The organism is Aurantimonas sp. Leaf443, from assembly GCF_001425575.1.
Classification (GTDB): domain Bacteria; phylum Pseudomonadota; class Alphaproteobacteria; order Rhizobiales; family Rhizobiaceae; genus Leaf443.
The window spans coordinates 304,959-330,060 of the sequence record NZ_LMRD01000006.1 but is presented as its reverse complement, the minus strand read 5'-3'; the positions used below and the strand labels follow the sequence as shown (position 1 = coordinate 330,060).

Below are 25,102 nucleotides of genomic sequence, written 5' to 3'. Positions count from 1 at the left end.
CTCTCCTTCGCGTGGCACCGGAGATGGGGATTGCGGACCTTCCGCGAAAGACCCCCGCGCCGCCCCTCCTCACCGCCCCCGCTTCAGGCTGCCGAGGACGCCGCGCAGGATGGCGGATGTGACCGTCGAGGCGACGGTCCGGCCGACCTGTTTCATCACCGTCTCGGTGATCGTCTGGCGCTGGTAGCCGGAGGAGCGCCCGCGCGCCGCGGTGCGGCGCCGGGGCGCCTCCTCCGCGGCATCGTCCCGGCCGCCGTCGCCGAGGCCGAAATCGGGCAGCTGGAAGCCGGTGCGGGTTCGGCGCACGGGCGGCTCGGCCTCTTCCTCCTCCGGCGCCTGCGCCCGGCGGCGCGCGGCCTCGGCGCGGCGGTTGGCTTCGGCCCGGCCGGCGGCCTGCGCCTCCTGCGCCCGCGCGGCCTCCTCGCGCTTCAGTTCGGCGTCGGCCCGCCCGACCAGCACCTCGTAGGCCGAGTCCCGGTCGATCGCGTGGTCGTACTGTCCGGCCACCGGGCTCTTGGCGATGATCGCGGCGCGCTCCTCGTCGGTCAGCGGGCCGACGCGCGCGGCGGGCGGGCGGATGAGCGTGCGCTCCACCATCGAGGGCACGCCGCCCTTGCCGAGCGTGGAGACGAGCGCCTCGCCGACGCCGAGCGTCGTGATGGCCGCGAAACAGTCGAAGTCCGGGTTGGGGCGGAAAGTCTCGGCCGCCACCTTCACGGCCTTCTGCTCGCGCGGCGTATAGGCGCGCAGCGCGTGCTGCACGCGGTTGCCGAGTTGGGCGAGGACGCCCTCGGGCATGTCGAGCGGGTTCTGGGTGACGAAATAGACGCCGACGCCCTTCGAGCGGATGAGCTTCACCACCTGCTCCACGCGGTCGACCAGGATCTTCGGCGCCCCGTCGAAGAGGAGATGCGCCTCGTCGAAGAAGAAGACGAGCTTGGGCTTGTCGAGATCGCCCACCTCGGGCAGCTCTTCGAAGAGTTCCGACAGAAGCCAGAGCAGGAACGTGGAGTAGAGCCGCGGGTTCATCATCAGCCGGTCGGCGGCCAGGACCGAGACGATGCCGCGGCCCTCGCGGTCCGTGCGCATGAGATCGGCGATGGCGAGCGCCGGCTCGCCGAAGAACTCCGCCGCGCCCTGCTGTTCGAGAACGAGAAGCGCGCGCTGGATGGCGCCGACCGAAGCCTTGGCGACATTGCCGTAGAGGCGCGAGACCTCCTCGGCATTCTCGGCGAGATGGGCGAGCAGCGCCTGCAGGTCCTTCAGGTCGAGAAGGAGGAGGCCGTCGTCGTCGGCCATCTTGAAGGCGATGTTGAGAATGCCCTCCTGCGCTTCCGGGAGATTCATCAGCCGCGACAGGAGGAGCGGCCCCATCTCCGAGACGGTGGCGCGGATCGGGTGCCCCTTCCGGCCGAAAATGTCCCAGAAGATCGTCGGGTAGACGTCGTGATAATAGGGCTCGAGACCGATCTCGGCGGCCCTCCGGGTGAGGAAGTCCCTGTCCTCGCCGCGCATGGCGAGCCCCGAGAGGTCGCCCTTCACATCGGCGCAGAAGACCGGCACGCCGGCATCCGAGAAGCCTTCCGTCAGCACCTGCAGGGTCACCGTCTTGCCGGTGCCGGTCGCCCCGGTCACGAGACCGTGGCGGTTGGCGAGCTTCAGATCGAGATATTCCGGCCCCTTGATCGCATCCTTCGGATCGCGGCTCGCGCCGACGAGAATCTTGCCGTCCTGCAGCATGGCGACGTCTCTCCTGGCGCGCGTCTTCCCGAACCGGCGCAATTGGGGCATCTAGCGCCGAAAGCGCGCCCGGCGAAAGGGACCGGCGCGATCCTCGGGGAGAGTGCAGATGGAAGCGTTGGTCGCAGGGCTCGCCGCCGAGACGGGCAAGGATCCGCAGACGCTGGTGAAGGCGATCGGGCACATCCTCGCCTTCATCCGCGACGAAGCCGAGGATCCCGAGGCCGCCCCGATGATCGCCGCGACGCCCGGCGCCGGCGAAGCCATCGCGGCGGCGGAAGCCGGCGGCGGCGGGGGCGGATTCTTCGGCTCCCTGATGGGCGGGGGCATCATGGGCCTCGGCATGAAGCTCATGGGGCTCGGCCTCGACATGGGCGAGATCCGCCTCGTCGCGACGTCGCTGATGGACCATGCCAAGGCGCATGCGGGCGAAGACGTCGTCAACCGCGTCGCCTCCTCCGTCCCGGGCCTTGCCGACTACGTCTGACCCGCGGCACCGTCGCCGGCCCGGGCGCGCGCGGCGCAAATGCGCCGGGCCCGACGCGATTCTGGTCACGGCCCTCCCCTTTCGTTAAGGTCTGCGAAGCGGCGGGGGCCTTTGACAGGGACGGCTGGGAGACTTGACGCGGGCCAGCGGGTCGGCGGCGAACGGGGTTTATCGAGGACGATGACAGTTGATGCGGAGATCGGACGGTCCTTCACGCGGGCGATCCGGGCGCTGAAAGTGTCGCGCCGCCTGCGGCGGCCGCCGCTTCTCGCCCATCTCGTGGCCTTCGCCCTCACGATCCTCGTGCCCGCCCTTCTCGTCGGCGCCTTCCTCATCCTGCAATTCTCCCGCCAGCAGGAGGAGATCGCGGCCGCGCAGGTGAACGACACGGCCGAGTTCATCTCCAACTCCGTCGACCGCGAGATCTACGGGATGATGACGGCCGGCCGGGTGCTGGCCGCCTCGCCGACCGTCGAGCGCAGCGATCTGCCGGCCTTCAAGGCGCGCACCGCCGCGGCCCTCGTCGACACAGACCTCAGCGCCGTGCTGGTCGGCCCCGATCTCGAGACCATGATCCTCGCCAACGATACCGGCTGGTCGAGCGCGCCCTCGCTCGACATGGACACGGCGCGCGAGGTCTTCGCCACGCGCCAGCCGCGCGTCTCGGACGTGTTCGTCTCGCGCGACGGCAACAACTTCCGCTTCGCGGTCTATCTGCCCGTGATCTACGGCTCGGGCGTGCCCTACGTCCTGTCGCTGGTGAAGAACGTGGAGGCGCTGGGCGGCGTCATCGCCGACCGCGACCTGCCGCGCGCCTGGTCGACGATCATCAAGGACCGCGAGGGACACCGCGTCTTCGCCGCCTCGTCCGCCGGCGGGCGCATGGAGAGCCGCAGGGCCGTCTCCTACGACAATCCCTCCATCGTCGAGACCTACGGCACCGGCGACCCCGGCGAGATGATCGAGGCCTCCGTCGTCTCCAGCCTCACCGGCTGGACGACGACCGTCGCCGTTCCCTCCAGCGTCGTCGGGCAGCCGGTCATGCGCTCCTGGCGGGTACTGATCGGGGCGAGCCTCCTGCAGCTCGCCTTCTCCGTCGCCGTCGTCTACGTCTTCGGCCGGCGCATCGCGGTGCCGATGGTTGGCCTCGCGCGCCAGGCCGAGGCCATCGGGCGCGGCCAACCGACGACGGCCATCGCCACCCATATCGAGGAGATCAGCGACGTCTCCAAGGTCCTGTTCCAGGCCTCGCGCGCCCGCCGGGAGGCGGAGGAGCAGAACCGCTTCCTGATGCGCGAGATGACCCATCGCGCCAAGAACCAGTATGCGCTGATCGGTGCCATCGCGCGCCGCGCCGCCAAGGACAGCGCCGACACCAACCAGTTCCTCGCCACGTTGTCGGAGGCGCTCGCCTCGCTCGCGCGCAGCGCCGACCTCCTGGCCGGCAGCGGCTGGGACAGCGCGTCGATGGAGGGGCTCGTGGAGACGCAGCTGAAGGCCTTCGGCGCCGGCGGGCCGCATATCGTGGCGCGCGGCCCCGCGGTGAACCTCAACCCGACGGCCGCCCAGACGCTCGGCCTCGCCTTCCACGAGATGGCGACGAACGCCGCCAAATACGGCGCGCTTTCCTGCGACACGGGCCAGGTCTCGATCGAATGGCGCCTCGGGGAACGGTTCGAGGTCACCTGGATCGAGACGGGCGGACCGCCCGTCGTCCCCCCCAAGCGCTCGGGCTTCGGCACGCTCGTCACCCAGAAGATGACCGCCCGCGGCCTCGGCGGCGACGTGGAGATGACCTACGAGCCGAGCGGCGTGCGCTGGCATCTCTCGGCCCCCGCGGACGCCGTCCTGCCGCGCTGAACGCCCTCCCGCACCGCACCGGACGCACGGCTTGCGCCCGGCTGCGGCATGGCGCCCCGAGGATGGCCGCCGCGCTCTTGCGCGTGAAGGGCGCCTCGGCTTAGGTCCGCCCGCCGGCCCCGCTCCGCCCCGCGACGCCGCGCGATCCGGCCCGACGAGGGGCCGGCCGAGGAAGGAGAATGCCGGTGATCGAGGTCTACGTTCCACGCGGCAGCCATATGCGGTCCGAGCGCGTCGCCGCCGACGCCATCCCGCCCGAATGCGTGTGGATCGACCTCACCAATCCGACGCGCGAGGAGGAAGCGGCGGTCGAGGCGCTCTGCGCCCTCGAAGTGCCGACGCGCGAGGAGATGCGCGAGATCGAGGTCTCGAGCCGCCTCTATTCCGAGGACGACGCGGACTTCATGACGGCCTCCGTCGTGCATGGCCTGGATTCCGGTCGTCCGTCCTTCGCGCCCGTCACTTTCATCCTGGCCGGCGGGCGCCTCGTCACACTGCGCTATTCGGAGCCCAAGAGCTTCTCGATCTTCGCCGCCAAGCTCTGCCGCGAGATCAACAACCACCATCGCGTCATTCCCGTGGGCGGCACGGACCCGGTGCGGCCCATGACGAACGGCAACGGGCTGGAGAAGCCGCCGACGGCGGACCAGATCCTGATCGGCCTTCTGGAGACCGTCGTCGACCGCATCGCCGACCTCCTCGAGACGATCTCGGCCGATCTCGACCGCATCGGCGACGACATCTTCGCCGCCTCGGACGGGACGAAGCCGACGGGCACGGCCGAGTTCAAGCGCATCCTGCGCCGGATCGGGGCGGCGGGCGATCTGTCCTCGCGGGTGCGCGAGGGGCTGGCGACGATCGACCGCCTCCTGCCCTTCCTCCAGCTCGTCCTCGACCGGCGAAAGCCGACCAAGGAAGCCAAGCTGCGCGTCAAGGCGATGGTGCGGGACATCACCTCGCTGAACGACTTCGTCTCGTTCCTCTCGAACAAGACGACGTTCCTTCTCGATACGACGGTCGGCATGATCTCGATCGAGCAGAACGCCATCATCAAGATCTTCTCGGTCGGCGCCGTCGCCTTCATGCCCCCGACGCTCGTCGCCTCGATCTACGGCATGAACTTCGAGCATATGCCCGAACTCGGCTGGACCTTCGGCTATCCTTACGCGCTCGCGCTGATGGTGCTCTCGGCCATCGTCCCGCTCCTCTTCTTCCGCCGCAAGAACTGGCTGTGAGAAGAGGACGGCGCCTCAGAGCGCCGTCGTGAACCCGCGATAGACCGCCGCGCCCGGCACGATCGTGGCGCTGGCCTCGCGGGCGGCGATCTCGCCGAGATCCATGTGCAGGGGCGACTTGATGCAGGCCGGGTCCGTGTTGGCCGCGTCGCCGGTGAGCGCGAGCGCCTGGCAGCGGCAGCCGCCGAAGTCGACCGTACGGCGCTCGCAGGAGCGGCAGGGCTCCTTCATCCAGGACGTGCCGCGATAGGCCTCGAAGGCGGGTCCGCGCTCCCAGATCTCGCCCAGCGAATGGTCGCGCACGGTCCAGAAGTCGAGATGGGTGATCGTCTCGGCGGCGTGGCAGGGCAGGACCTTGCCGGAGGGCGTCACCGAGAAGGAGCGCGTGCCCCAGCCGCCGTTGCAGAGCTTGGGATATTTCGCATAGTAATCCGGGAAGACCGCGTCGATGACGAGCCTGCCCTTCAGCCTCTCGCGCGCCTCCTCCACCTCGACGCGGGTGCGCTCCACGTCCTCGCGGGCCGGCATCAGCTGGCCGCGGTTCTTCAACGCCCAGCCGTAATATTGCGTATGCGCGATCTCCAGTCGCTTGGCGCCGAAGGCGACGGCCTTCTCGATCATCGCCGGCACCTGATGGATATTGGCGCGGTGGATCACGGCGTTCAGCGTCAGCGGGAAGCCGCGCGCGACGACGGCGCGCGCGAAGGCCTCCTTCTTCTCGAAGCCGCCGCGATAGCCGCCGACGGCTTCCGTGACGGCGGCGTCCGCCCCCTGCAGCGAGAGCTGGATATGGTCGCAGCCCGCTTCGAGCAGCGCGTCGAGCTTGGCCTCGTCGACGCCGATGCCGGAGGTGATGAGGTTGGTGTAGAGCCCCGCCTGCCGCGCATGGGCGGTGAGCTCGACGATGTCGCGCCGCGCGGTCGGCTCGCCGCCGGACAGGTGCAGGTGGATGACGCCGAGCGCGGCCGCCTCGTCGAAGACGCGCTTCCACGTGTCGGTGTCGAGTTCGGTCGAGCGGGGATCGAGCTGCAGCGGATTGGAGCAATAGGTGCAGCGCAGGGGGCAGCGATGCGTGAGCTCCGCCAGAAGGCCGAGCGGCGGCGCGGGAACGGTGCGCGGGGTTTCGAGGGGCGCCGGCGCGGGCGTCGGAGGCGGAACGATCTCGTTCACAGGAGCACCATCTGCTTGTCGGCGAGATCGCCGAGGAAGCTTTCCACGTCCGGCCGGATCGTCGCCTCGTCGGCGGTGAAGACGGCCGTCAGTTCGCCGAGCAGCGCCTTGAAGTCGCGCTTGCCGTCGACGCGCTTGAGGATCTCCACCGCCACCTCGTCGGCATTGAAGATCCGCTCGGGACCGACGAGGATGAACTGGCCGCGCACGGCGTCCTCGCGGAAGCGCACGCCGTGGGGAAAGCGCGGCACGGTGGCGTCGTCGATCGCGCTCATGCCGCAAGCCCCTCGCCCGGCCGCCAGGCATCCGGCGGCACCATGGCGGGCTCGACATAGGAGTACCAGAGCGCATCGAGCTGCGCCCAGAGCACCTGGCACTTGAAGCGCAGCGCGTTGAGCACCGCCTTCTGCTCCTCGGCGCGCCGCGCATGGGTCACGCAATAGTCGAGCGCGAAGTCGGAATCGCGCTTGGCCTGGACGGGACGCTTGTCGAAATAGGCGAGCGTTTCGGGCGCGATGAAGTCGTAATGCTCGAGCATGCCGCGCACGCGCGTGCCGATCACCTGCGGCGAGAAGAGCTCGGTGAGCGAGGAGGCGATGGCCTCGAGAAGCGAGCGCTCGTGGACGAAGTGAACGTAGGCGTCCACGGCGAAGCGCGTGGCCGGCAGGATGCCCTCGCCCGATTCGACATAGGCCCGGTCGAGCCCGACGCCGTCGGTGAGCGCGATCCATTTCTCGATGCCGCCGCGCTCGGTGTCGGTGCCGTCATGGTCGATGATGCGCTGGCGCCATTCGCGCCGGAGTTCGCTCGTGGTGAGGCGCGCCAGGATGAGCGAATCCTTCACCGGGATCATCGACTGGTAGTAGTAGCGGTTCAGCGCCCAGGCCTGCACCTGCTCGCGCGTCAGTTGGCCGCTCTCCAGCCGCTTCTGGAACGGGTGGAGGTGGTGATAGCGCTCCGCGCCGATCTGGCGCAGCGCCGCGACGAAATCGTCCCGTCCCATCATCGCCGTCATGGCGCAAGCTCCATCCCGTCGAAGGCGACCTGCCATCCCGCCGCCTCCACCGCCCGCCGGGCGGAAGACCCCTCGACGAGAATGGGGTTCGTGTTGTTGATGTGAATATAGGCCTTGGCGCCGAAAGCGCAGGTCTCGAAGGCCTTCAGGCTCCCTTCCGGGCCGGCGATCGGCAGATGGCCCATGCGCCGCCCCGTCTTCTTGCCGACGCCCGCCTTCTCCATCTCGTCATCCTCGTAGACCGTGCCGTCGAAGAGGAGGAGATCGGCGCCGCCGACGCGTTCCACGAGACGTTCGGTCACCGCCGCGCAGCCCGGAATGTAGTAGGCGGTGCGCCCGCCGACGGTGAGCCGCACGCCCACCGTCATCTCGCCCTCGGTGCCGACATCCACCGTGCCGCGCTCCAGATAGAGCGGAACCTTGCCGGGCACGGAGAAGAGCTCGACCTCGAGGCCGGGCACCGGCTCGAACGGCGTGTCGAGCGTCACCGCGTCGGGCGTGACGAGCGAAGGGTCGAGCACGTCGAAGACCGGGTTCGCATGCAGCACTTCGAGGACCGCGCCGGTGGCGTAGAGATCGAAAGGCTGCTTTTCCCGCAGCGTCAGGAGACCCGCCACGTGGTCGACGTCGCCGTTCGTCACGAGCACGGCTCGGATCGGCGAGGACCTGAACTCGCCCTGCGCGGCGCTCTCGACCGGCGACAGGGACCGGCACCTGACGATCTGCTCGCGAAGATCGGGCGAGGCGTTCAGGAGAAGCCAGTGGACGCCGTCCGCCGTGGCGGCGATCGACGATTGCGAGCGCGGCGTCACGCGCGGGTCGCCGGCCCAGTGCAGCCGGCAGATCTCGCAGGCGCAGTTCCATTGCGGCGAGCCGCCGCCGGCAGCGGAGCCGAGCACGAGAAGCCGCAGGCGGGACGGAGCCCGCCCGCGGCCGTCAGACATATCGCTCAATCAGAATTCGATCGGCATGTAGCCGTTGATTTCCATGGCGACGCAGACTTCCGTCACGACGGGCTTTTTCCAGGCCATTGCTCTTCTCCCAAAAGGCAGGTCCGCTCCGGCGATGCCGGCAGACCGATATTTCGTCATGCCCACCATCGGGAAGTTATCCCAGTGCGGACCTTAGCAAAAGGCCCGGCCGCGCGGATCGATCCCTCCCTCGCGGAATCGGGAAAAAGTCCCGGGCCCGGTGTCGCGCGAATGTCATCGCGGCGTGAAGACGATTGCCGAATGCGGCGTCTGCCTCTGGCGCTTTGGGCGAAATGCGGTAGGTGGCTAGCATCGCGATTCTTGAGGTCTGCCAGCATGTCCCTGACCAAAACCGAGCGAACGCCCCGCTTGGCGGTGCTGATCGATGCCGACAACACCTCGCCCAAGATCGTCGACGGCCTGTTCGAGGAGATCGCCAAGATCGGCGAGGCCAGCGTGCGGCGCATCTACGGCGACTTCTCCAGCCAGCGCTCGCGCGGCTGGGCGGACGTGCTGGCCCGCTTCGCCATCATCCCGCAGCAGCAGTTCGCCTACACGACGGGCAAGAACGCCTCCGACATCACCCTCGTCATCGACGCCATGGATCTTCTCCACTCGCGCCGCTTCGACGGGTTCTGCCTCGTCTCCTCCGACAGCGACTTCACGCGGCTTGCCGCGCGCATCCGCGAGGAGGGCATCGACGCCTACGGGTTCGGCGAGCAGAAGACGCCGGAAAGCTTCCGCCAGGCCTGCCGCCGCTTCGTCTATACCGAGAACCTGATGCCGGCGCGCGCGACCGTCGCCGGCAAGGCGGAGGAGCCGGTGCAGGTCGGCTCGCTGCTCGAGCCCGACGAGGCCGTGGCGCTGCTGCGCCGCGTCATCGTGCAGATGGATTCGGAGGATGGCTGGGTCAATCTCGGCACGTTCGGCAAGCAGCTCCTGAACCTTGCCTCGGACTTCGACCCGCGCACCTACGGTTTCCGCAAGCTCTCCGATCTCGTGCGCTCGACGGGCGCCTACGAATTCGACGAGCCGGAGGGCGGCGCGGTGCGCATCCGCCTGAAGCCCGTCGAGCCGCCGCGCCCGCGCGCCGCCCGCTCCTCGCGCGGCGGCCGCGGCAAGCGCCCCGCCGCCAAGGCCGCGCCGGCGGCGGACTGAGCGCCTCAAAGCAGCGCGCGCGCCCGCACCTCGCCGACCGGGACCTTCTCCCAATTGCGAAGCGTGGTGCGGGATAGCTCGTCGAACCGCTCGGCCAGACTTGCGTCCTCGCGGCGCAGGAGCTGCGCGATGACGGCGGCGACGAGCGCTTCGGAGGCCCGCGTCGCCCCGTCGTCGATCTTCAGCGCGAAACCGATCCCGAGATCGGGCAGCGCGCCGCAGAAGACGCCTTCGGCCCCGGTCTTGGCGAAGACGCGGCCCGGCGCCGCCGCCATCAGCCGCTCGCAGGCGCGGCCGGTGCCCGACATCTCCCACGGATGCGCCATGCAGGCCTCGATCAGCCGGCGCCCGGCCGCGCGGCGATCCGCCGGCAGGGCGGAACCGGACGAGACGAGCCGCGAAAAGGCGCGCGCGAAACCCTCGAGCGGCGCGGCATAGGTCGGGATCGAGCAGCCGTCGGTGCCGCAGGCGTCCGCGCCGAGATCGCAGCCCGTCACCGCCTCCATCGCCGCGCGGGCCCGGCGCTGCACGGGATGGTCGGCCGCCACGTAGCCCGAGACCGTCTCGCCGGCATGGACGGCCGTGGCGAGGAAGCCCGCATGCTTGCCCGAGCAGTTGTTGTGCAGCGGCCCCGGGCGCCTTTCGGCGCGGGCGAGATCGAGCGCGACCGGCAGATCGAACGGCCAGTGGCAGCCGCATTCGAGCGCGCCCTCGTTCAGACCGGCGCGCGCCAGCATGTCGGCGGCCAGCGCCACATGGCCGGGCTCGCCCGAATGGGAGGCGCAGGCGAGCGAGAGTTCGCGCGGACCGAAGCCGAAAGCATCCGCCGCTCCCGTCTCGATCAGCGGCAGGGCCTGCAGCACCTTCACCGCCGAGCGCGGAAAGACAGGCCTTGCCGTGTCGCCGATCGAGAGGATCGCCCGGCCGGCCGCGTCGATCGCCGAGACCGCGCCGCGATGGGCGCTTTCGACGATCCCGCCGCGGGTCACCTCGACGAGAACCGGATTGTCCATGCCTGCCGCCTCCTCCAGCACTCTCGCGCTCCGCTCGCGCGGCGCCGCGACGTCATGCCCGGCGCAGGCGCGCTTGCCAAGCGTCGCCCCCGAGCCGACCCGCCGGGGCGCCCGCCATGCCGTCATTGTGACGCGACGCAGCATTCCCAAGCGCGGCGGCGATGGTCATGTTCGAAAGGTCCGACCGTCCTCCGCCTCGTGGATCATGCGCATCTTCAAGATCGTCCTTCTCGTCCTCCTCGTCGTCTATGTCCTGCCCGCCGCGCTGGCCGCGCTGCTCTGGAAGCTCGGGGAGCACCCGTCCTCCTGGCGCGACGCGAACTGGACCTCGGCGGAGCTCCTGCCCGCCGCCGGCGAGAGCGAGGCGGCGGCGGTCTATGTCCTCGCCGCGCGCACGGGCGGGCTGAAGGGTTCGCTCTCCGAACATTCCTGGATCGTGGTGAAGGAGAAGGGCGCCGGGCGCTACGAGCGCTGGGACAAGGTGGGCTGGGGCAGTCCGATCCGCCGCGACGGCTATCCGGCGGACGGGCGCTGGTACTCGAACCCGCCCCATATCGTGGTGGCGCGCACCGGCCCCGAAGCCGAAGCGCTGATCCCGACGGTGCGGGCGGCCATCGCCGACTATCCCTTCGCCCGTCCCGGCGGCTACCGCATCTTTCCCGGCCCGAACTCCAACACGTTCGTCGCCCATGTCATGCGCCACGTGCCGGCGCTGCAGGCCACCCTCCCTTCGGCGGCGGTCGGGCGCGACTATCCTTCGGACGGCGGCTTCGTCTCGTTCGAACCCGCGCTCGGGGACCTGCGCCTCTCGCTCGCCGGCTATGCCGGCATCGTCGCCGGCCGCACGTCGGGGCTGGAGGTCAACTTCCTCGGCCTCGTCGCCGGAATCGATCCGCTGCGGCTCGCGGTCAAGATTCCGGCCTTCGGGCGCTTCGGACTTCTGCCGGACTGACGCGCCGCCCGCGCTCGGCGCTTTCTCGCGCCGCGCTTTCCTGCTAGCGCGACCCTTGCCATCTTCTCGCGATGGTCAGACCCTGGAGGCGGCGTTCATGTTCCTGAGCTGCGGCGACGCGCTGTTCGATCTTTTTGCGCAGGGCGACGACGACGTCTCGCGCATCGCCCTGAACGGGCGCATCGGCGGCTCGCCGCTGAACGTGGCGCTGGGCCTCGCGCGCCTCGGGCACCACGCGGCCTATTTCACCAAGATCTCGAGCGACCTGTTCGGCCAGCGCATCCGCGCCTTCATGGAGCGCGAGGCGATCGACCAGCGGCTCCTCGTGCCGACGGACCGCAACACGACGCTCGCCATGGTCTCGCTGAAACCGGACGGCTCGGCGGCCTACGTCTTCTACATCGACGGCACGGCCGACCGTTCGATCGAAGTGTCCGACGTGCCGAACCCGATGCCGGCCGAACTCGAGGCGATCCATCTCGCCTCCTATTCCACCGTGACCGAGCCGACCGCCGGCGCGCTCGTCGCCCTCCTGCGCCAGGAAAACGACCGCCGCTTCGTCTCCTACGATCCGAACGTGCGCGCCTCGATCGAGCCGGATCTCGACATCTGGCGCGCGAAGGTCGCCGAGATCGTGCCGCACGCGGCGCTCGTGAAGGCGAGCGACGAGGATCTGGAGCAACTCTATCCCGGCCGCGCGCCGGAAGCGGTCCTCGCCGACTGGATCGGCGCGGTGGCGCTCAGCGGCAGCGGGCTGGAGACGTCGATCGGCGGACGGCGGATCGTCGTCGCCGACACGGTGGGCGCCGGCGACACGTTCCAGGCGGCGCTCCTGGCGGGCCTGAAGGAACGCTCGGCCCTCTCGCGCTCGGCGCTCCTGCGCGCGCCCAAGGCCCTGATCGACGACGTGCTGGATTTCGCCGCGAACGCGGCCGCAGTCACCTGCTCGCGCCGCGGCGCCGACCTGCCGCGCCGCGCCGATCTCGGCCTGCCGCCGCTCGCCTGAGCCTCGGCGCAAGACGAACGGAAAGAAGGCCCGGCGGATCGCTCCGCCGGGCCTTTCGTCATGGGGAACGCGACCCTGCCGGCCGCCAGGCCGGCAGGCGGCGGCTGGCGCCGCTCAGTTGAAGCGGTAGGAGGCCTTGGCGAAGATCGTGTGGAAGTCCAGATCGTCCTTCGAGGTCGAGGTCAGGTCGATCGTGTTCGAACCGTTGGTCGCCTCGACCGAATAGTCGTTCTTGCCGAGGTTCGTGTACAGATATTCCACGCCGAACGAGATGTTGCGCGTGGCCATCACGTCGATGCCGCCGCCGACCGAGTAGCCGACGTCGACGTCGTCGCCGTCTTCCTTGAACGTGTAGCCGGCCAGCGAGTTGGTCGGGACCGACGGGAAGGAGTTGTCGCGGTTGTAGCCGGAATAGGCCAGACCGCCCGAACCGTAGACCAGGATGCTGTCCATCGCGTAGCCGAGGCGGCCGCGCACGGTGCCGAAATAGTCGAGATCCTCGGAGACGCCGAAGCGGTTGCCGTCGATCGAGTAGCTGCGGCTGGTCTCGGCGTCGATATAGTTGAGGTCGGCCACGGCGCCGACGACGAGGTTGTTGCCGAACTGGTAGTCGTAGCCGATGTGGCCGCCGCCGACGAAGCCGGCATTGGTGTCGTCGTTCTCGAAGATCGTCTCGCCGAAGGCGCCGTTGTTCTCCGGGTCGAAGCGGATGTCGTTGCTGTCCTGGCCGAAGGCGACGCCCGCCTGGCCACCGATGTAGAGGCCGGTCCAGGTGTTCGTCTCGGTCACCGGCGCGATCTCCATGGGAGCGGCGGGGGCGACGGGCGTGTCGTAGATGACGTCCGCGGCCAGCGCGGGGGTGACGAAAGCCGCCGAGGCAAGAAGCAGGGCGAGGCGTTTCATGATGCAGGCTCCATTCTGTCGCTGATGCGACGCTTTCCGGACGAGGGTCCTGAACCGTTGCCGGAAACCGGATCCGCGTCCTTGCGGGATGCCGGTGGTTATGGATCGCTCCCTGGCCGAGAAAATGGCAGGAAACTGTTCTCCTTCGTCTTGTGGCCGTTGAGCAACGGGGCCCATCGCGCGCACTCGACGTCGTGAAGAATGTCTAAGCCCAGATCGTTGATTGCCGATTAAGATTGATGGTTTACGCGGATTAGCCCCATGCGATCAGCCGCTTAAGCAATGCGGCGAAAGCGTGTCGGAATTCATTCCCATAGGCGGAACCGACGGCCCGGCAAGCCCCGGGCAAAAGAAAACCCGCCGGCGCATGCCGGCGGGTTTCGTGTCTCGTCGAAAGCCTGGACCGATCGGGGCGATCAGTTGAAGCGGTAGGTGAGCTTGGCCGTCACGGTGTGGAAGTCGAAGTCGCTGTCCGACTTGAACGTGGTGGACTGGCCGCTGACGAAGGTCGTGTTGTTGCCGTCGAACGGGCCGCCGTCGAGCGTCGTGGAGGAATCGCCGCTGCCGAGATTGGTGTAGAGATATTCGGCGCCGAAGGAGACGTTCTGGGTGAGCTTCACCTCCATGCCGCCGCCGATCGTGTAGCCGAACTCGTCCTCGTCCTCGTTGACGCGCGCCGCGCGCGCCGCGGCGTTCGAGCGTGCGTTGCCCGAGACGGCCGGGGAATCGGTGCTGAACCCGTAGTCGATCTCGCCATAGGCGACGCCGCCCGTGACATAGGCGAGCGCCATCGGCGTCACCGTGTAGCCGACGCGCACGCGGCCCGTGGCCAGATAGTCGAGGCTGCGCTCGGTGCGGTAGAAGGCGGGCGTGTTGGAATCGGCGGAGAAGCTCTGCTTGACGTCGAGCGCGTTGATGTCGGCGAGGACGCCGAGGACGAGATTGCCCATCTGGTAGTCGTAGCCGGCATGGACGCCGCCCAGGAAGCTCGACTCGAAGTCGGATTCGAAGTTGTCGCCGAAGGCCGCGCCCAGCGTGTTCGCGGGGAAGCCGGAATTCTGGCCGGCGGTCAGGCCCGGCACGGTGGTCGAATTGCCGAAGCTGGAGCCGAGCGTGAGATCCTCGGGGCTGTCGGGGTTGAAGGCGCCGCCGCCCTGGACGCCGAGATAGAAGCCGCTCCAGCCGGTCGGCGCGGGCTCGTCCACCATCGCCATCGGGGCGGGCGCCGGCGCGGCCTCGTAGACGACGTCGGCGGCGAACGCCGGAGCCGCGAGCGTGCCACCGGCGAGGGCGGCGAGAAGGAGGGCGATGCGGCTCATGGGATGATCCCTTCGAAGGCGTCTGTTCGGATGTCCCGCGAGCCGATCGGCCACGGGACTTGCGTGTTCCCCCAGAAGAAGAGAGCAAGTCTCTCTCGGCAAGCCGCCCAGACGCGACGCCGCCGCCCCTGTGACACCAAAGACACGCGCCAAGTTCAGCGCTCCGGGGCGACCGCGATGCACAATATTGAGCTTCACCGCTGTGCCCCGGGGATTCCGCTCTACTTCGACGCCCCCGACCGTCCCGGCTCTCGCCTTCATCACGATGGCGTCATTTCACAGGGCCATCGGGCCCCTCGCGCAAGGGAGCGTTCGCGGCACCCGGCGCGACCATCGTCCTTTGGGCCAGAGCGATTGCGAAACTGGAATCGCTCTACATATGATCGCCTTGGCTGGGCGCCGAGGATTCGAGGAGGACTTATGCAGAGATCGATTCTGGCCGTCGCCGCCGTGCTGGCGGGCCTTTCGACCACGGGCGCCTTGGCGCAAGGCGCGGGCGACCCGGAAGCGGGCAAGACCGTCTTCAAGAAGTGCCAAGCCTGCCATGCGGTGGGAGCCGGCGCGGCCAACAAGATCGGGCCGGAACTGAACGGCATCATGGGCGAGAAGCCGGGCGCGGTGGAAGGCTATTCGTTCTCCGCCGGCTTCAAGGAATGGGCGGCGGACAAGCCGGCCTGGAACACCGAACTGATGAGTGCCTGGCTCGCCAACCCCAAGGCCGTGGTGAAGACGACCAAGATGGCCTTTCCGGGCCTCAAGAAGCCCGAGGAGATCACCAACGTGATCGCCTATCTCGCCACGTTCGACGAGGCGGGCGCCGCGCAGGATCCGGCTGCCGCGCTGAAGGCCGTCGACGGCCAGTAGACCGCCCCGACGCTCGGATCGGAACGAGCCGGGCGCCGCGCCGCGCCCGGCGCCTTGGTGCGCTGTCGGACGCATGCCGGGCGCGGCCTCAGCGCACCGGCACCGGGGTCGCCTGGACCGGCGGCGGGCCGGCGGCCGGGTCTTCGCCCTCCGTCTGGACAGGGGCGCCCTGCCCGGACCCGAAACCGGGAAGGCGCGCGGCGACGGCCTCGATCTCGGGATAGAACCAGCGCTCGCCGGGATAGCCTTCGAGGCGCCCGATCTCTCGCGCATCGTCGCCCAGAAGGACGAAGGTCGGCGTAAAGACCGCGGGGGCGAGGCCGGGAATGCCGCCGCGCCGGTCGTCGTGGATGTTCACGCGGCGCAAGGGGGCGAGGCGGCCGATGGCGCTCTCGCCGTAATGGGGCGCGATCTCGGCGTCGAAGGCCTCGCAGAAGGGACAGCCCTTCTGCTCGAAGACGAGGAGTTCGGCGGCCCGCGCCGGCGCAAGGACGAAGCCGGCGAGAAGCGCCAGCGCGGCGATGGCGAACCCTCCTCGGGCCGCGCCGCGGCGCCGCTTCGTCCGTCCCGTCCCATCGCCCGGCGTCAGATCCATGCGCGAGGATAGCGCGTCGCGGGGCGCGTGGAAATCGCCCCGCGCCGACGACGCCCCGCGAAGGCGGCGGGGAGTGCCCTCCCCGCCGCGCCGTCGCGTCAGGCGTAGGCCGTCATCACCTCGTCGAGGAGCTGCAGCGCCTCTTCCTTGGTGCGCTGGAAGGAGTTGCGGCCGATGATCGAACCGTTGCCGCCGCCGTCGCGGATGCCCTGCACCTCGGCCATCAGCTCCTCGCGATTCTTCGCGGCGCCGCCGGAGAAGACGACGATGCGCTTGCCGGCGAAGGAGGCCTGCATGATGTGCTGCACGCGCTCGGCCGTGGTCTTGGCGGAAATGGCGTGCTTCTCGTAATAGGGCTTGGCCTCCGAGAGATCGACATGGTCGGTCGGCAGCTTCACCTTGATGATCGTCGCGCCCATCAGCGCGGCCATGTGGGCAGCATAGGCGATGATGTCGAAGCCGGTCTCGCCGGCCTTCGTCACCTTGCCGCCGCGCGGATAGGACCAGACCACGGTCATCAGGCCGCGGGACTTGGCCTTCAGCGTGATCTCGCGCAGCTCCTCGAGCATGGCATAGGCGTTGTCGGAACCGGGATAGATGGTGAAGCCGACGCCCACGCAACCGAGGCGCAGCGCGTCCTCGACCGTGCCCGTCAGCGCCTGGTCGCCGGCGCCCTCGGCGAGCGAGTTGCCGCTGTTGAGCTTGAGGATCAGCGGCACCTCGCCGGCGAACGTGTCGGCGCCCTGTTCCAGAAGGCCGAGCGGGGCGGCATAGCCGGAGACGCCGGAATCGATGGCGAGCTCGTAGAGATAGTGGGGGTCGTAGGCGACCGGGTTCGGCGCGAAGGAACGGGCCGGACCGTGCTCGAAACCCTGGTCGACGGGCAGGATCACGAGGCGGCCGGTGCCGGCGAGGCGCCCGTGCATGAGGAGACGCGACAGGTTCGACTTCAGGCCCGGCGTCTCGCCCTCGTACCAGGAAAGGATCTCGCGGACTTTTTGCGTTCTGAGCATTGATGCGTTCCTAAGCGTCCGAAAAAGCTGCGGGCCACCGCGCGGCGCCCGTCACGGATCTTGTATGACGCGGGCAAAATCATCCCGTCCAGCCGTCCGGACGGGGTGTTCCGGATTAAAATCGTTTGAAGAACGGAATCATTTCCGGATTGCCGGTCTCCCTGTCGCGCGGCGGCAACGCCGGGTCGGAATGGTGCCGGCGACGGGGCGAGACAGGCGAAGGCAGCCCGCCACCGTCGCGCGCGCGACGACACGCGGCGCCCGATCGAGGCGCGAAGGAAAGCTGGTCCGCGCCGAACCGTAAGCAACGCCGATCTTCGAACGATTCTAATCTTTTACGGCCATGTTGACAGGCCCGTCGGCCGGTCCTAACCAGACGCGCCGCCCGATACATGACCGTCGGGCTCCTGTTTTTCGCCGGCGCGCCGGCTCTTCCTCGAGGACCGGACGCCATGCGCACCCTCCTGCCGCATCGCCCGCGGGGCGCGCTCCGCCTTGCCGCGCTCGCCTTCTCCCTCTCCACCGCCGTGCCCTGCCTCGTCCCCGCCGCGCGGGCCGCCGAGCCGGCGGCCGTCGTCGACACCTACGCGGCCATCGCGCTCGCGACCTACGAGGACGCGCTGACCTCCGCCAAGGCCCTCGACGCGGCGGCCAAGGCGCTCGTCGCTTCGCCGAGCGAGGCGACGCTGAAGGCCGCCCGCGAGGCCTGGAAGGCCGCCCGGCCGAGCTACCAGCAGTCGGAGGCCTTCCGCTTCGGCAACCCGGTGGTCGACGCCTGGGAAGGCCGCGTCAACGCCTGGCCGCTCGACGAGGGCCTCATCGACTATGTCGGCGGCGCCTACGGGACCTCCTCGGACGAGAACGGGCTCTACACGGCGAATGTCGTCGCCAACCCGAAGATTTCGGCCGCCGGCAAGGAGATCGACGCCACGCAGATCACCCCCGCCCTGCTCCAGGACGAGCTGCAGGAGGCCGGCGGCATCGAGGCGAACGTCGCCACGGGCTACCACGCGATCGAGTTCCTGCTCTGGGGGCAGGACCTCAACGGCACCGAGGCCGGCGCGGGCGATCGCCCCTTCACGGATTACGCCGCGGGCGAGGCCTGCACCAACGGCCATTGCGACCGGCGCGGCGCCTTCCTCACCGCCGCCACGACCCTCCTCGTCTCCGACCTGCAGGAGATGGTGGACGACTGGAAGGCCGGCGGCGAGGCGCGCAAGGTTCTGGACGGCGATCCGATGAAGGCCGTCTCGGCCATGCTGACGGGCCTCGGCTCGCTCTCCTACGGCGAACTGGCCGGCGAGCGCATGAAGCTCGGCCTTCTCCTGCACGACCCGGAGGAGGAGCACGACTGCTTCTCCGACAACACCCACGTCTCCCATCTCTACGACGCGATCGGCATCCGCAACGTCTATGCCGGCGCCTATCGGCGTCTCGACGGGTCGATGGTGGAAGGCCCCTCGCTCTCCGATCTGGTGGCCGCCAAGTCGCCCGCGCTCGACGCCGAGCTGAAGGGCGACCTCGACAGGACGGTGGCCGCGATGGAAGCCGTGGCCGCGGCGGCGGAGGGCGGCGAGGCCTATGACATGCAGATCGCCGAAGGAAACGATGCCGGCAATGCGCGCGTGCAGGCCGCCATCGACGGGCTGGTGACGCAGACCCGCGCCATCGAGCGCGCCGTCGCCGAACTCGGCGTGGAGAACGTCACCATCGAAGGCTCCGACAGCCTCGACAACGCCAACGCCGTCTTCCAGTAGGATCGGGCAGGGCCGCCCGGCCAAAAGGTCGCAAGGCGCCGCATGGCCCGCCGGAACGGCCTGTGCGACATCAGGAGAAACCGGCCTTCCGGTTTCGTGCAGGGGCGGCGCATCTTCCGGGCGCTTGCCGGGATCGGGAGAGACGGATGCGTCTGGCCGCACGCGTGTCGTTGATCGTCGCCGCCCTCGTCCTGCCCGCGGCCCTGCCCATCGCCGCCGCGCTCGGCCAGGACCCCGCCGAGCGGACCGACCTCACGCCGAAGGACAAGGCGCGCGTGGCGGCGGTGACGAAGCCGACGACGGACTTTTCCAGGCCCGAGGGCTTCGAGGCGATGCAGGGCGGCGCCGGCACCTCGATGAAGATCGTGACGCGCGACGCCTTCAGCCATGTCTCGGCGAACCAGAGTTTCGAGGCCGAGGACCGCTTCAAGCTCGGCAACGCCCTCTTCCGCAAGCTCTGGGTCTCCTCGCCCTCCTCGACAGAGGCCTCCGACGGTCTCGGACCGCTCTTCAACGCCCGTTCCTGCCAGACCTGCCATCTGAAGGACGGCCGCGGGCGCCCGCCCGAGGCCGGCGAGGCGGCCGTCTCCATGTTCCTGCGCCTGGCCGTGCCGCCGCGCGACGCCGGGGAGCGCGCACGCCTCGACACGCACGAGACGAGCCGCATCCCCGAGCCGACCTATGGCGGCCAGTTGCAGAACTTCGCCGTGCAGGGCCTGAAGCCCGAGGGCCGCATGGTGATCGACTACCGCGAGGAGCCGGTCCGCCTGGCCGACGGCACGCTGGTTCCCCTGCGCCGCCCCACCTATTCCGTCGCCGATCTCGCCTACGGACCGATGGCGCCGGACGTCGAACTCTCGCCGCGCGTCGCGCCGCCGATGATCGGGCTCGGGCTGGTGGAGGCCATCGAACCCGCCGACATCCTCGCCCATGCCGACCCGGACGATGCCGACGGCGACGGCATCTCCGGCCGCGCCTCGATGGCGATCGACCCGGAGACCGGCAAGCTCGTCCTCGCCCGCTTCGGCTGGAAGGCGACGACCCCGACCATCCGCACCCAGACCGCCGACGCCTTTTCCGGCGACATCGGCATCTCGACGCCGCTCGTCACGGACGCATTCGGCGAATGTTCCATCGCCCAGACCGTCTGCCGCGAGGCGCCCTCCGGCGTGCAGGAACGGCTCGGCGCGGTGGAGGCGCCGGACCCCGTCCTCGACCTCGTCTCCTTCTACTCGCGCAATCTCGCGGTGCCGGCCCGCCGGGCCGTCGGCGACGCGACGGTGCTGCAGGGCAAACGGCTCTTCTACGAAAGCGGCTGCGCGGCCTGCCACACGCCGAAATTCGTCACCTCGCGCCACGCGCTCGACAAGGCCCAGAGCTTCCAGCTCATCTGGCCCTATTCCGACTTCCTCCTGCACGACATGGGCGAGGGCCTCGCCGACGGGATGCGGGTCGGCGACGCGGGCGGGACCGAATGGCGCACGCCGCCGCTCTGGGGCATCGGCCTCACCCGCGAGGTGAACGGCCACACCCAGTTCCTGCACGACGGGCGCGCCCGCGATCTCGCCGAGGCCATTCTCTGGCACGGCGGCGAGGGGCAGGCCTCGCGCGACGCCTATGCCGCGATGCCCAAGGCCGACCGCGACGCCCTGCACGCCTTCCTGGAGTCCCTGTGATGCTGCGCCTGATGCTGATCCTGCCCGCCATCGGCGCGCTACTCCTGGCGCTGGCGACCGCGCCCGCCCGAAGCGCGGGCCATGCCGAGGCGGCCAAGGCGGCGCTTGTCAGGAACGCGGTCGAGCGCGTGATCCGGCCGGGCTATGCCGGGCTCAAGGCCGAGGCCGCCGACATGAAGGCGGCGATGGACCGCTTGTGCGAAGCGCCGGGACCCGAGACGCTGACGGCCGCGCGCGCGAGTTTCACGGATCTCGTCTCGGCCTTCTCGCGCATCGAGTTCGTGCGCTTCGGCCCGGTCGTGGAGGACAACCGCGTCGAGCGGCTCCTGTTCTTTCCCGACCGGCGCGGCACCGCGCAGCGCCAGATCCAGACGATTCTCTCGCAGAAGGACGAAAGTGCGACGAGCGTCGAGGGGCTCACGGAAAAGTCCGTCGCCGTGCAGGGCCTCGGCGCGCTGGACACGGTCCTGTCGGGCGAGGACGCGGCGCTCGTCTCGGGGCCGGACGCCGCCTTTCGCTGCCGCTACGGGCGCGCCCTCGCCGGCAACGTGCTCGCGATCGCCACGGCCCTCGACGCGGCCTGGGCGCGCGACAAGGGGATCGCCGGGCGCCTGATGCATCCGGACGCCGGCGACGCCGCCTATCGCAGCACGGACGACGCGCTGCAGGAGATCTTCGGCATCTTCATCCACGGGCTCGAGATCGTGCGCGACCTGCGCCTCAAGCCGGCGCTCGGGGAGAGCGAGGTCTCGGCCAAGCCCGGCCTCTTCCTCTTCCACCGCTCGGGCAACACGCTGGCCTCGCTGAACGGCAATTTCGCCGGCCTGCAGGCGCTTCTGGAGGCGATGGACGTCGCCCCGCTCCTGCCGCCCGACGAGGCCTACACGCCCGGCTCGGCCGATTTCGAGTTCGACAACGCGCGGCGCGCGCTGGCCGGGCTCACCGCGCCCAAGGTCGAGGCCGGCCTCGACGCGCGACAGCGCCAGGGCTTCCTCTATCTCGTCATCGTCACCGCCAGCCTGCAGGATCTCTTCGCCACCCATATCGCCCCCTCGCTCGGCCTCTCGGCCGGCTTCTCCGCCCTCGACGGCGATTGAGGCCGCGATGGCCGCCTTTCCCTCCCCGCGATCGGGCCCGCTCGTCGCCCGCCGCGACTTCATGGCCGGCGCCGGCGCCCTGTTCCTCGCCGGCCTGTCGTCGCGACAGGCGGAGGCGCTGGAGCGCTCGGACGCGCTTTTCGGCGCGGCCTGTCGGCGCGCGGACGGAAGTTTCGGATGCGCCGTCTTCACGGAGGACGGGCGGCTCGTGTCGACGGTGGCCCTTCCCGAACGCGGGCACGACATCGCCTTCGACCCCGTCAGCCGGCGCGCCGTCGCCTTCGCCCGCCGCCCGCGCACCTTCGCCCTCGTCTTCGATCCGCTGACCGGCGCCGCCTCCAGGACGCTCGCCTCGCCGCCCGGCAGACACTTCTTCGGCCACGGCTTCTTCTCGCCGGACGGGCGCCTCCTCTACGCGACGGAAAACGACTTCGACGCCTCGCGCGGCCTGATCGGCGTCTACGACGTCGCCGCCGACTTCGCCCGGATCGGCGAGTTCGAGACCCACGGCATCGACACGCACGAGGCGCTGCTGATGGCGGACGGCGAGACGATCGTCGTGGCCAATGGCGGCATCGAGACCCATCCCGACTACGGCCGCCAGAAGCTCAACCTGCCGACGATGGAGCCCTCGCTCGTCTTCCTCGACCGGCGGAGCGGCGCGCTTCTCGAAAAGCACGTCCTGCCGAAGGCGCTGCATCAGCTCTCGATCCGGCACCTCGCCATCGACGCCGCCGGCCGGGTCTGGTTCGGATGCCAGTACGAGGGACCGGCCGAGGACGCGCCGCAGCTTCTGGGCGTCGCGCAGCGCGGATCGGACCTGCGCCTCGCCGAGCTGCCGCGGGACGATCTGGCGCATCTTTCGAACTATGTCGGCTCGCTCGCCGCCAGCCGCGACGGCAGGACGATCGCCCTCTCCTCGCCCGTCGGCGGCACGATGCTCGTCCTCGACGCGCGCGACGGTTCCGTCCTGCGGCGCGCCGCGATGAAGGACGGCTGCGGCCTCGCGCCCGACGCCGACGGCTTCCTCGCCACCAGCGGCACCGGCATCGTCGCCCGGCTCGGCACGGCCGGACGGCAGGCCGAGGGCATCGAATGGGACAATCACATCCTGGCGCTTTGACGATGGACGGCGCGTCGCTTGCCCGCCGTAACGCCTCGCGTTATGGTGAATGATGATCCGCAGCTTTCGCGACCGCCGGACCGCGCTAGTGTGGGAGGGCCGCCAGTCGCGTCGGTTGCCCCCGGACATCCAGTCGACGGCGCTGCGAGAACTGCGCATGATCGCGGCGGCCGCACGGTTGGAGGATCTGAGAGTCCCGCCGAACAACCGACTGGAACAGCTCCACGGCGACAGGGCCGGCCAGCACAGCATCCGCATCAATCAACAATGGCGTATCTGTTTCGGATGGAGCGAAGGGGGAGCGGACGATGTCGAAATCGTCGACTAGCACTGACCTGATCGCGAACCCCACTCCGGGCGAGATGCTGCTTCTGGATTTTCTCCAGCCGCTGGCGATCAGCCAGTCGGCGCTGGCCCGCGCCATCGGGGTGCCGCCGCGCCGCATCAACGAAATCGTGCTGGGCAAGCGCGCCATCACCGCCGACACCGATCTTCGGCTGACGCGCTATTTCGGTCTTTCGGAAGGTTTCTGGCTTCGGGTCCAGGGCGAGTTCGATCTCCTGCAGCGCCGCCGGACGATCGGTCCCGAACTCGACAGGATCCAGCCGATTTCGAGGGCGGCATGAGGACGGACTGACGGTTCGACGAAACCCGCCGGCGCGTCCGGCGCACTGGTCGGGAGGCCGGCGCGATGATGAAGATGAAGCTCTACCACAATCCCCGCAGCCGCTCGACCATCGCGCGCTGGATGCTGGAGGAGGTCGGCGCGCCCTACGAGATCGTGCCCGTCGATTTCGAGGCGGGCGATACGCGCAAGCCCGACTTCCTCGCCCTCAACCCGATGGGCAAGATCCCGACGCTCGTCCTGCCGCAGGGCGAGGTCGTGACGGAGGCGCCGGCGATCGTCGCCTATCTCGCAGACGCTTTCCCGCAGGCGGGTCTCGCCCCGGCGCCCGGCTCGCCCGAGCGCGGCCCCTACTATCGCTGGCTCTTCTTCGGCGGCTCGGTCTTCGAGCCGGCCCTGACGGAGACCATGATGCGCAAGGGCGCCGCGCCCCTGCCGCGCCAGACGGTGGGCTGGGGCAGCTACGACGAGGCGGTGGCGACGCTGGAAGCCGCGCTGGCCGGCCGCGACCATCTGATCGCCGACCGCTTCACCGCCGCCGACCTCTATGTCGGCGCGCAGCTCGCCTTCGCCCGCATGTTCGGCGCGCCGCGCCTTGCCGAGAGCCCGGTGCTCGGCGCCTATATCGACCGCGTCACCGCGCGCGAGGCCTATCGACGGGCGAACGCCTGAGATCCGCCCGCCTCACGCCGGTCGCTCCCGCTCGCGGGCGCGTTCGCGCTCGAGGAAGGCCAGGAGCGAATGGCTGGCGTCGAGAATGTGGCGCCGGGTGAGTTCGGCCGCGCGGTCGGCGTCGCCGGCGATGCAGGCCTCGAGGATCGCGGCGTGTTCGGCACGGGCCTGGTCCATGCCGTCGGTCAGGATGAGCTGGGCCCGCAGGTAGCGGCCCACCTTGTCGAGCGCGGCCGAGACGACCTGCAGATGGTAGGGGCGATTGGCGTCGCGGTAGAGCGCGTAATGGAAGGCCCGGTTGAGCGGCGCCCAGCGCTCGGGATTGATCTCGGTGTCGAAATCCCGGCAATGGGCCCTCGCCTCCTCGAGCGAGGATGGCGACATCTGCCCGACCGCGATGCGCAGCACTTCGGGCTCGATCAGCGCGCGGAACTCGAAGGTCTCGGCGATCTCGTCGAGCGACAGGGACGTGACGACGGCGCCCTTGTAGCGGTGGCTCGTGACGAGACCCTGCGCCTCGAGCCGCGCCAGCGCCTCGCGCACGGGAATGCGGCTGACATTAAAGAGGCCGGCGATCTGATCCTGCCGAAGGACGTCGCCGTCGCGCATCTCGCCATGGACGATGGCCTCGCGCAGCGCCGCCTGGATGAGGTCGGCCGCCGATGCGGTGCGTCCGATGTCGACTGCCTTGAGCTTCAGCACCGCCATTCTCCCGCGCTCCGCCGAGCCTACCGCTGCAGGCGCCATCCGAACCGTCCAAATGCCGATCAAATGATCGGTTGTCGATCTGCCGTCCAAAATATCAGACCGACAAGATTTTCATATTGAAAATTGGATCCGATATGCGAAGC

General features: G+C 69.5%; 24 protein-coding genes and 1 pseudogene. 14 read left to right on the top strand and 11 right to left on the bottom strand.

Annotated elements, in window-relative coordinates; translation table 11 throughout:
- Positions 1-69 precede the first annotated feature (69 nt).
- Complete coding sequence (locus tag ASG48_RS06205; protein WP_055846778.1) at positions 70-1,740, bottom strand: helicase HerA-like domain-containing protein; 1,671 nt, start codon at positions 1,738-1,740, stop codon at positions 70-72.
- 109 nt (positions 1,741-1,849) lie between these two features.
- Here ASG48_RS06205 and ASG48_RS06200 point away from each other — a divergent pair, with 109 nt between their 5' ends.
- The 3 genes from ASG48_RS06200 (at position 1,850) to ASG48_RS06190 (ending at position 5,322) form a co-directional block, all read left to right on the top strand.
- Positions 1,850-2,227 carry a hypothetical protein gene (locus tag ASG48_RS06200; protein ID WP_156381474.1) on the top strand — a complete coding sequence of 126 codons (378 nt, stop codon included), beginning with the start codon at positions 1,850-1,852 and terminating at the stop codon, positions 2,225-2,227.
- A gap of 180 nt (positions 2,228-2,407) precedes the next feature.
- Positions 2,408-4,087, top strand: a complete 1,680-nt coding sequence (locus ASG48_RS06195; RefSeq protein WP_055846772.1) for a sensor histidine kinase — start codon at positions 2,408-2,410, stop codon at positions 4,085-4,087.
- Positions 4,088-4,266: 179 nt separating this feature from the next.
- On the top strand, positions 4,267-5,322 hold the full coding sequence (locus ASG48_RS06190) for a magnesium transporter CorA family protein (RefSeq protein WP_200939570.1): 1,056 nt from the start codon (positions 4,267-4,269) through the stop codon (positions 5,320-5,322).
- Positions 5,323-5,337: 15 nt separating this feature from the next.
- On the opposite strand, the gene pqqE is transcribed toward ASG48_RS06190, so the two are convergent.
- From pqqE to pqqA, 4 genes and pseudogenes are all read right to left on the bottom strand, one after another.
- Entirely contained in the window at positions 5,338-6,483 is a 1,146-nt protein-coding gene (gene pqqE / locus ASG48_RS06185; protein ID WP_244486827.1) for a pyrroloquinoline quinone biosynthesis protein PqqE, read from the bottom strand.
- 5 nt (positions 6,484-6,488) lie between these two features.
- Positions 6,489-7,543: pseudogene (gene pqqC, locus ASG48_RS06175) on the bottom strand (pyrroloquinoline-quinone synthase PqqC).
- Positions 7,504-8,418 (bottom strand): pyrroloquinoline quinone biosynthesis protein PqqB, encoded by a 915-nt coding sequence (gene pqqB / locus ASG48_RS06170; protein WP_055847940.1) that lies wholly within the window; start codon positions 8,416-8,418, stop codon positions 7,504-7,506. The pseudogene pqqC and the gene pqqB overlap by 40 nt, the downstream one beginning before the upstream one ends.
- Before the next feature lie 42 nt (positions 8,419-8,460).
- A complete protein-coding gene (gene pqqA / locus ASG48_RS18520) occupies positions 8,461-8,607 on the bottom strand; it encodes a pyrroloquinoline quinone precursor peptide PqqA (protein ID WP_082529277.1) in 147 nt (48 codons plus the stop codon).
- A 207-nt stretch (positions 8,608-8,814) separates the two neighbouring features.
- Between pqqA and ASG48_RS06165 the strand changes: the two genes are divergently transcribed.
- Positions 8,815-9,636, top strand: a complete 822-nt coding sequence (locus ASG48_RS06165; RefSeq protein ID WP_055846762.1) for an NYN domain-containing protein — start codon at positions 8,815-8,817, stop codon at positions 9,634-9,636.
- A gap of 5 nt (positions 9,637-9,641) precedes the next feature.
- On the opposite strand, the gene ASG48_RS06160 is transcribed toward ASG48_RS06165, so the two are convergent.
- Positions 9,642-10,649 (bottom strand): asparaginase, encoded by a 1,008-nt coding sequence (locus ASG48_RS06160; protein WP_055846758.1) that lies wholly within the window; start codon positions 10,647-10,649, stop codon positions 9,642-9,644.
- A gap of 205 nt (positions 10,650-10,854) precedes the next feature.
- Between ASG48_RS06160 and ASG48_RS06155 the strand changes: the two genes are divergently transcribed.
- Together ASG48_RS06155 and ASG48_RS06150 are read left to right on the top strand one after the other, a co-directional pair.
- Positions 10,855-11,601: a DUF3750 domain-containing protein gene (locus ASG48_RS06155; protein ID WP_055846755.1), complete on the top strand. Its 747-nt coding sequence runs from the start codon at positions 10,855-10,857 to the stop codon at positions 11,599-11,601.
- A 97-nt stretch (positions 11,602-11,698) separates the two neighbouring features.
- Positions 11,699-12,607, top strand: coding sequence for a carbohydrate kinase (locus ASG48_RS06150; protein WP_055846753.1), 909 nt, complete (start codon positions 11,699-11,701; stop codon positions 12,605-12,607).
- Between the two features lie 114 nt (positions 12,608-12,721).
- On the opposite strand, the gene ASG48_RS06145 is transcribed toward ASG48_RS06150, so the two are convergent.
- The gene (locus ASG48_RS06145) at positions 12,722-13,510 is read right to left on the bottom strand and encodes an outer membrane beta-barrel protein (RefSeq protein ID WP_055846750.1); all 789 of its coding nucleotides are present in this window, start codon (positions 13,508-13,510) and stop codon (positions 12,722-12,724) included.
- A gap of 416 nt (positions 13,511-13,926) precedes the next feature.
- Positions 13,927-14,829, bottom strand: a complete 903-nt coding sequence (locus ASG48_RS06140) for an outer membrane beta-barrel protein (protein WP_055846747.1) — start codon at positions 14,827-14,829, stop codon at positions 13,927-13,929.
- Positions 14,830-15,249: 420 nt separating this feature from the next.
- Between ASG48_RS06140 and ASG48_RS06135 the strand changes: the two genes are divergently transcribed.
- On the top strand, positions 15,250-15,693 hold the full coding sequence (locus tag ASG48_RS06135) for a cytochrome c family protein (protein WP_055846746.1): 444 nt from the start codon (positions 15,250-15,252) through the stop codon (positions 15,691-15,693).
- A gap of 88 nt (positions 15,694-15,781) precedes the next feature.
- Here the strand turns inward: ASG48_RS06135 and ASG48_RS18515 are convergent, their stop codons facing one another.
- Together ASG48_RS18515 and ASG48_RS06125 are read right to left on the bottom strand one after the other, a co-directional pair.
- Positions 15,782-16,288 (bottom strand): thioredoxin family protein, encoded by a 507-nt coding sequence (locus tag ASG48_RS18515; RefSeq protein ID WP_200939568.1) that lies wholly within the window; start codon positions 16,286-16,288, stop codon positions 15,782-15,784.
- 98 nt (positions 16,289-16,386) lie between these two features.
- Positions 16,387-17,301, bottom strand: coding sequence for a class I fructose-bisphosphate aldolase (locus tag ASG48_RS06125; RefSeq protein ID WP_055846743.1), 915 nt, complete (start codon positions 17,299-17,301; stop codon positions 16,387-16,389).
- Positions 17,302-17,753: 452 nt separating this feature from the next.
- Here ASG48_RS06125 and ASG48_RS06120 point away from each other — a divergent pair, with 452 nt between their 5' ends.
- The 7 genes from ASG48_RS06120 (at position 17,754) to ASG48_RS06090 (ending at position 24,251) form a co-directional block, all read left to right on the top strand.
- Positions 17,754-19,058, top strand: a complete 1,305-nt coding sequence (locus ASG48_RS06120; protein WP_055846739.1) for an imelysin family protein — start codon at positions 17,754-17,756, stop codon at positions 19,056-19,058.
- 146 nt (positions 19,059-19,204) lie between these two features.
- Positions 19,205-20,734 (top strand): di-heme oxidoredictase family protein, encoded by a 1,530-nt coding sequence (locus ASG48_RS06115; protein ID WP_055846736.1) that lies wholly within the window; start codon positions 19,205-19,207, stop codon positions 20,732-20,734.
- Entirely contained in the window at positions 20,734-21,831 is a 1,098-nt protein-coding gene (locus ASG48_RS06110) for an imelysin family protein (RefSeq protein ID WP_055846735.1), read from the top strand. The genes ASG48_RS06115 and ASG48_RS06110 overlap by 1 nt, the downstream gene beginning before the upstream one ends.
- Positions 21,832-21,838: 7 nt before the next feature.
- Positions 21,839-22,954 carry a DUF1513 domain-containing protein gene (locus tag ASG48_RS06105; protein ID WP_055846733.1) on the top strand — a complete coding sequence of 372 codons (1,116 nt, stop codon included), beginning with the start codon at positions 21,839-21,841 and terminating at the stop codon, positions 22,952-22,954.
- A gap of 52 nt (positions 22,955-23,006) precedes the next feature.
- On the top strand, positions 23,007-23,282 hold the full coding sequence (locus ASG48_RS06100) for a type II toxin-antitoxin system RelE/ParE family toxin (RefSeq protein WP_055847936.1): 276 nt from the start codon (positions 23,007-23,009) through the stop codon (positions 23,280-23,282).
- The gene (locus ASG48_RS06095) at positions 23,263-23,580 is read left to right on the top strand and encodes a HigA family addiction module antitoxin (RefSeq protein ID WP_055846730.1); all 318 of its coding nucleotides are present in this window, start codon (positions 23,263-23,265) and stop codon (positions 23,578-23,580) included. Before ASG48_RS06100 ends, ASG48_RS06095 begins: the two co-directional genes overlap by 20 nt.
- Before the next feature lie 65 nt (positions 23,581-23,645).
- Positions 23,646-24,251, top strand: a complete 606-nt coding sequence (locus ASG48_RS06090) for a glutathione S-transferase family protein (RefSeq protein ID WP_200939567.1) — start codon at positions 23,646-23,648, stop codon at positions 24,249-24,251.
- A 12-nt stretch (positions 24,252-24,263) separates the two neighbouring features.
- Here the strand turns inward: ASG48_RS06090 and ASG48_RS06085 are convergent, their stop codons facing one another.
- The gene (locus ASG48_RS06085; protein WP_055846727.1) at positions 24,264-24,959 is read right to left on the bottom strand and encodes a GntR family transcriptional regulator; all 696 of its coding nucleotides are present in this window, start codon (positions 24,957-24,959) and stop codon (positions 24,264-24,266) included.
- Positions 24,960-25,102: the final 143 nt, after the last annotated feature.

Bases quoted from the DNA above. Each gene is read 5' to 3' on its own strand.
- ASG48_RS06205 (WP_055846778.1), bottom strand. From the start codon at position 1,740: ATGCTGCAGGACGGCAAGATTCTCGTCGGCGCGAGCCGCGATCCGAAG.
- ASG48_RS06200 (WP_156381474.1), top strand. From the start codon at position 1,850: ATGGAAGCGTTGGTCGCAGGGCTCGCCGCCGAGACGGGCAAGGATCCG.
- ASG48_RS06195 (WP_055846772.1), top strand. From the start codon at position 2,408: ATGACAGTTGATGCGGAGATCGGACGGTCCTTCACGCGGGCGATCCGG.
- ASG48_RS06190 (WP_200939570.1), top strand. From the start codon at position 4,267: ATGCCGGTGATCGAGGTCTACGTTCCACGCGGCAGCCATATGCGGTCC.
- pqqA (WP_082529277.1), bottom strand. From the start codon at position 8,607: ATGGTGGGCATGACGAAATATCGGTCTGCCGGCATCGCCGGAGCGGAC.
- ASG48_RS06165 (WP_055846762.1), top strand. From the start codon at position 8,815: ATGTCCCTGACCAAAACCGAGCGAACGCCCCGCTTGGCGGTGCTGATC.
- ASG48_RS06160 (WP_055846758.1), bottom strand. From the start codon at position 10,649: ATGGACAATCCGGTTCTCGTCGAGGTGACCCGCGGCGGGATCGTCGAA.
- ASG48_RS06155 (WP_055846755.1), top strand. From the start codon at position 10,855: ATGCGCATCTTCAAGATCGTCCTTCTCGTCCTCCTCGTCGTCTATGTC.
- ASG48_RS06150 (WP_055846753.1), top strand. From the start codon at position 11,699: ATGTTCCTGAGCTGCGGCGACGCGCTGTTCGATCTTTTTGCGCAGGGC.
- ASG48_RS06145 (WP_055846750.1), bottom strand. From the start codon at position 13,510: ATGAAACGCCTCGCCCTGCTTCTTGCCTCGGCGGCTTTCGTCACCCCC.
- ASG48_RS06140 (WP_055846747.1), bottom strand. From the start codon at position 14,829: ATGAGCCGCATCGCCCTCCTTCTCGCCGCCCTCGCCGGTGGCACGCTC.
- ASG48_RS06135 (WP_055846746.1), top strand. From the start codon at position 15,250: ATGCAGAGATCGATTCTGGCCGTCGCCGCCGTGCTGGCGGGCCTTTCG.
- ASG48_RS18515 (WP_200939568.1), bottom strand. From the start codon at position 16,288: ATGGATCTGACGCCGGGCGATGGGACGGGACGGACGAAGCGGCGCCGC.
- ASG48_RS06125 (WP_055846743.1), bottom strand. From the start codon at position 17,301: ATGCTCAGAACGCAAAAAGTCCGCGAGATCCTTTCCTGGTACGAGGGC.
- ASG48_RS06120 (WP_055846739.1), top strand. From the start codon at position 17,754: ATGCGCACCCTCCTGCCGCATCGCCCGCGGGGCGCGCTCCGCCTTGCC.
- ASG48_RS06115 (WP_055846736.1), top strand. From the start codon at position 19,205: ATGCGTCTGGCCGCACGCGTGTCGTTGATCGTCGCCGCCCTCGTCCTG.
- ASG48_RS06110 (WP_055846735.1), top strand. From the start codon at position 20,734: ATGCTGCGCCTGATGCTGATCCTGCCCGCCATCGGCGCGCTACTCCTG.
- ASG48_RS06105 (WP_055846733.1), top strand. From the start codon at position 21,839: ATGGCCGCCTTTCCCTCCCCGCGATCGGGCCCGCTCGTCGCCCGCCGC.
- ASG48_RS06100 (WP_055847936.1), top strand. From the start codon at position 23,007: ATGATCCGCAGCTTTCGCGACCGCCGGACCGCGCTAGTGTGGGAGGGC.
- ASG48_RS06095 (WP_055846730.1), top strand. From the start codon at position 23,263: ATGTCGAAATCGTCGACTAGCACTGACCTGATCGCGAACCCCACTCCG.
- ASG48_RS06090 (WP_200939567.1), top strand. From the start codon at position 23,646: ATGATGAAGATGAAGCTCTACCACAATCCCCGCAGCCGCTCGACCATC.
- ASG48_RS06085 (WP_055846727.1), bottom strand. From the start codon at position 24,959: ATGGCGGTGCTGAAGCTCAAGGCAGTCGACATCGGACGCACCGCATCG.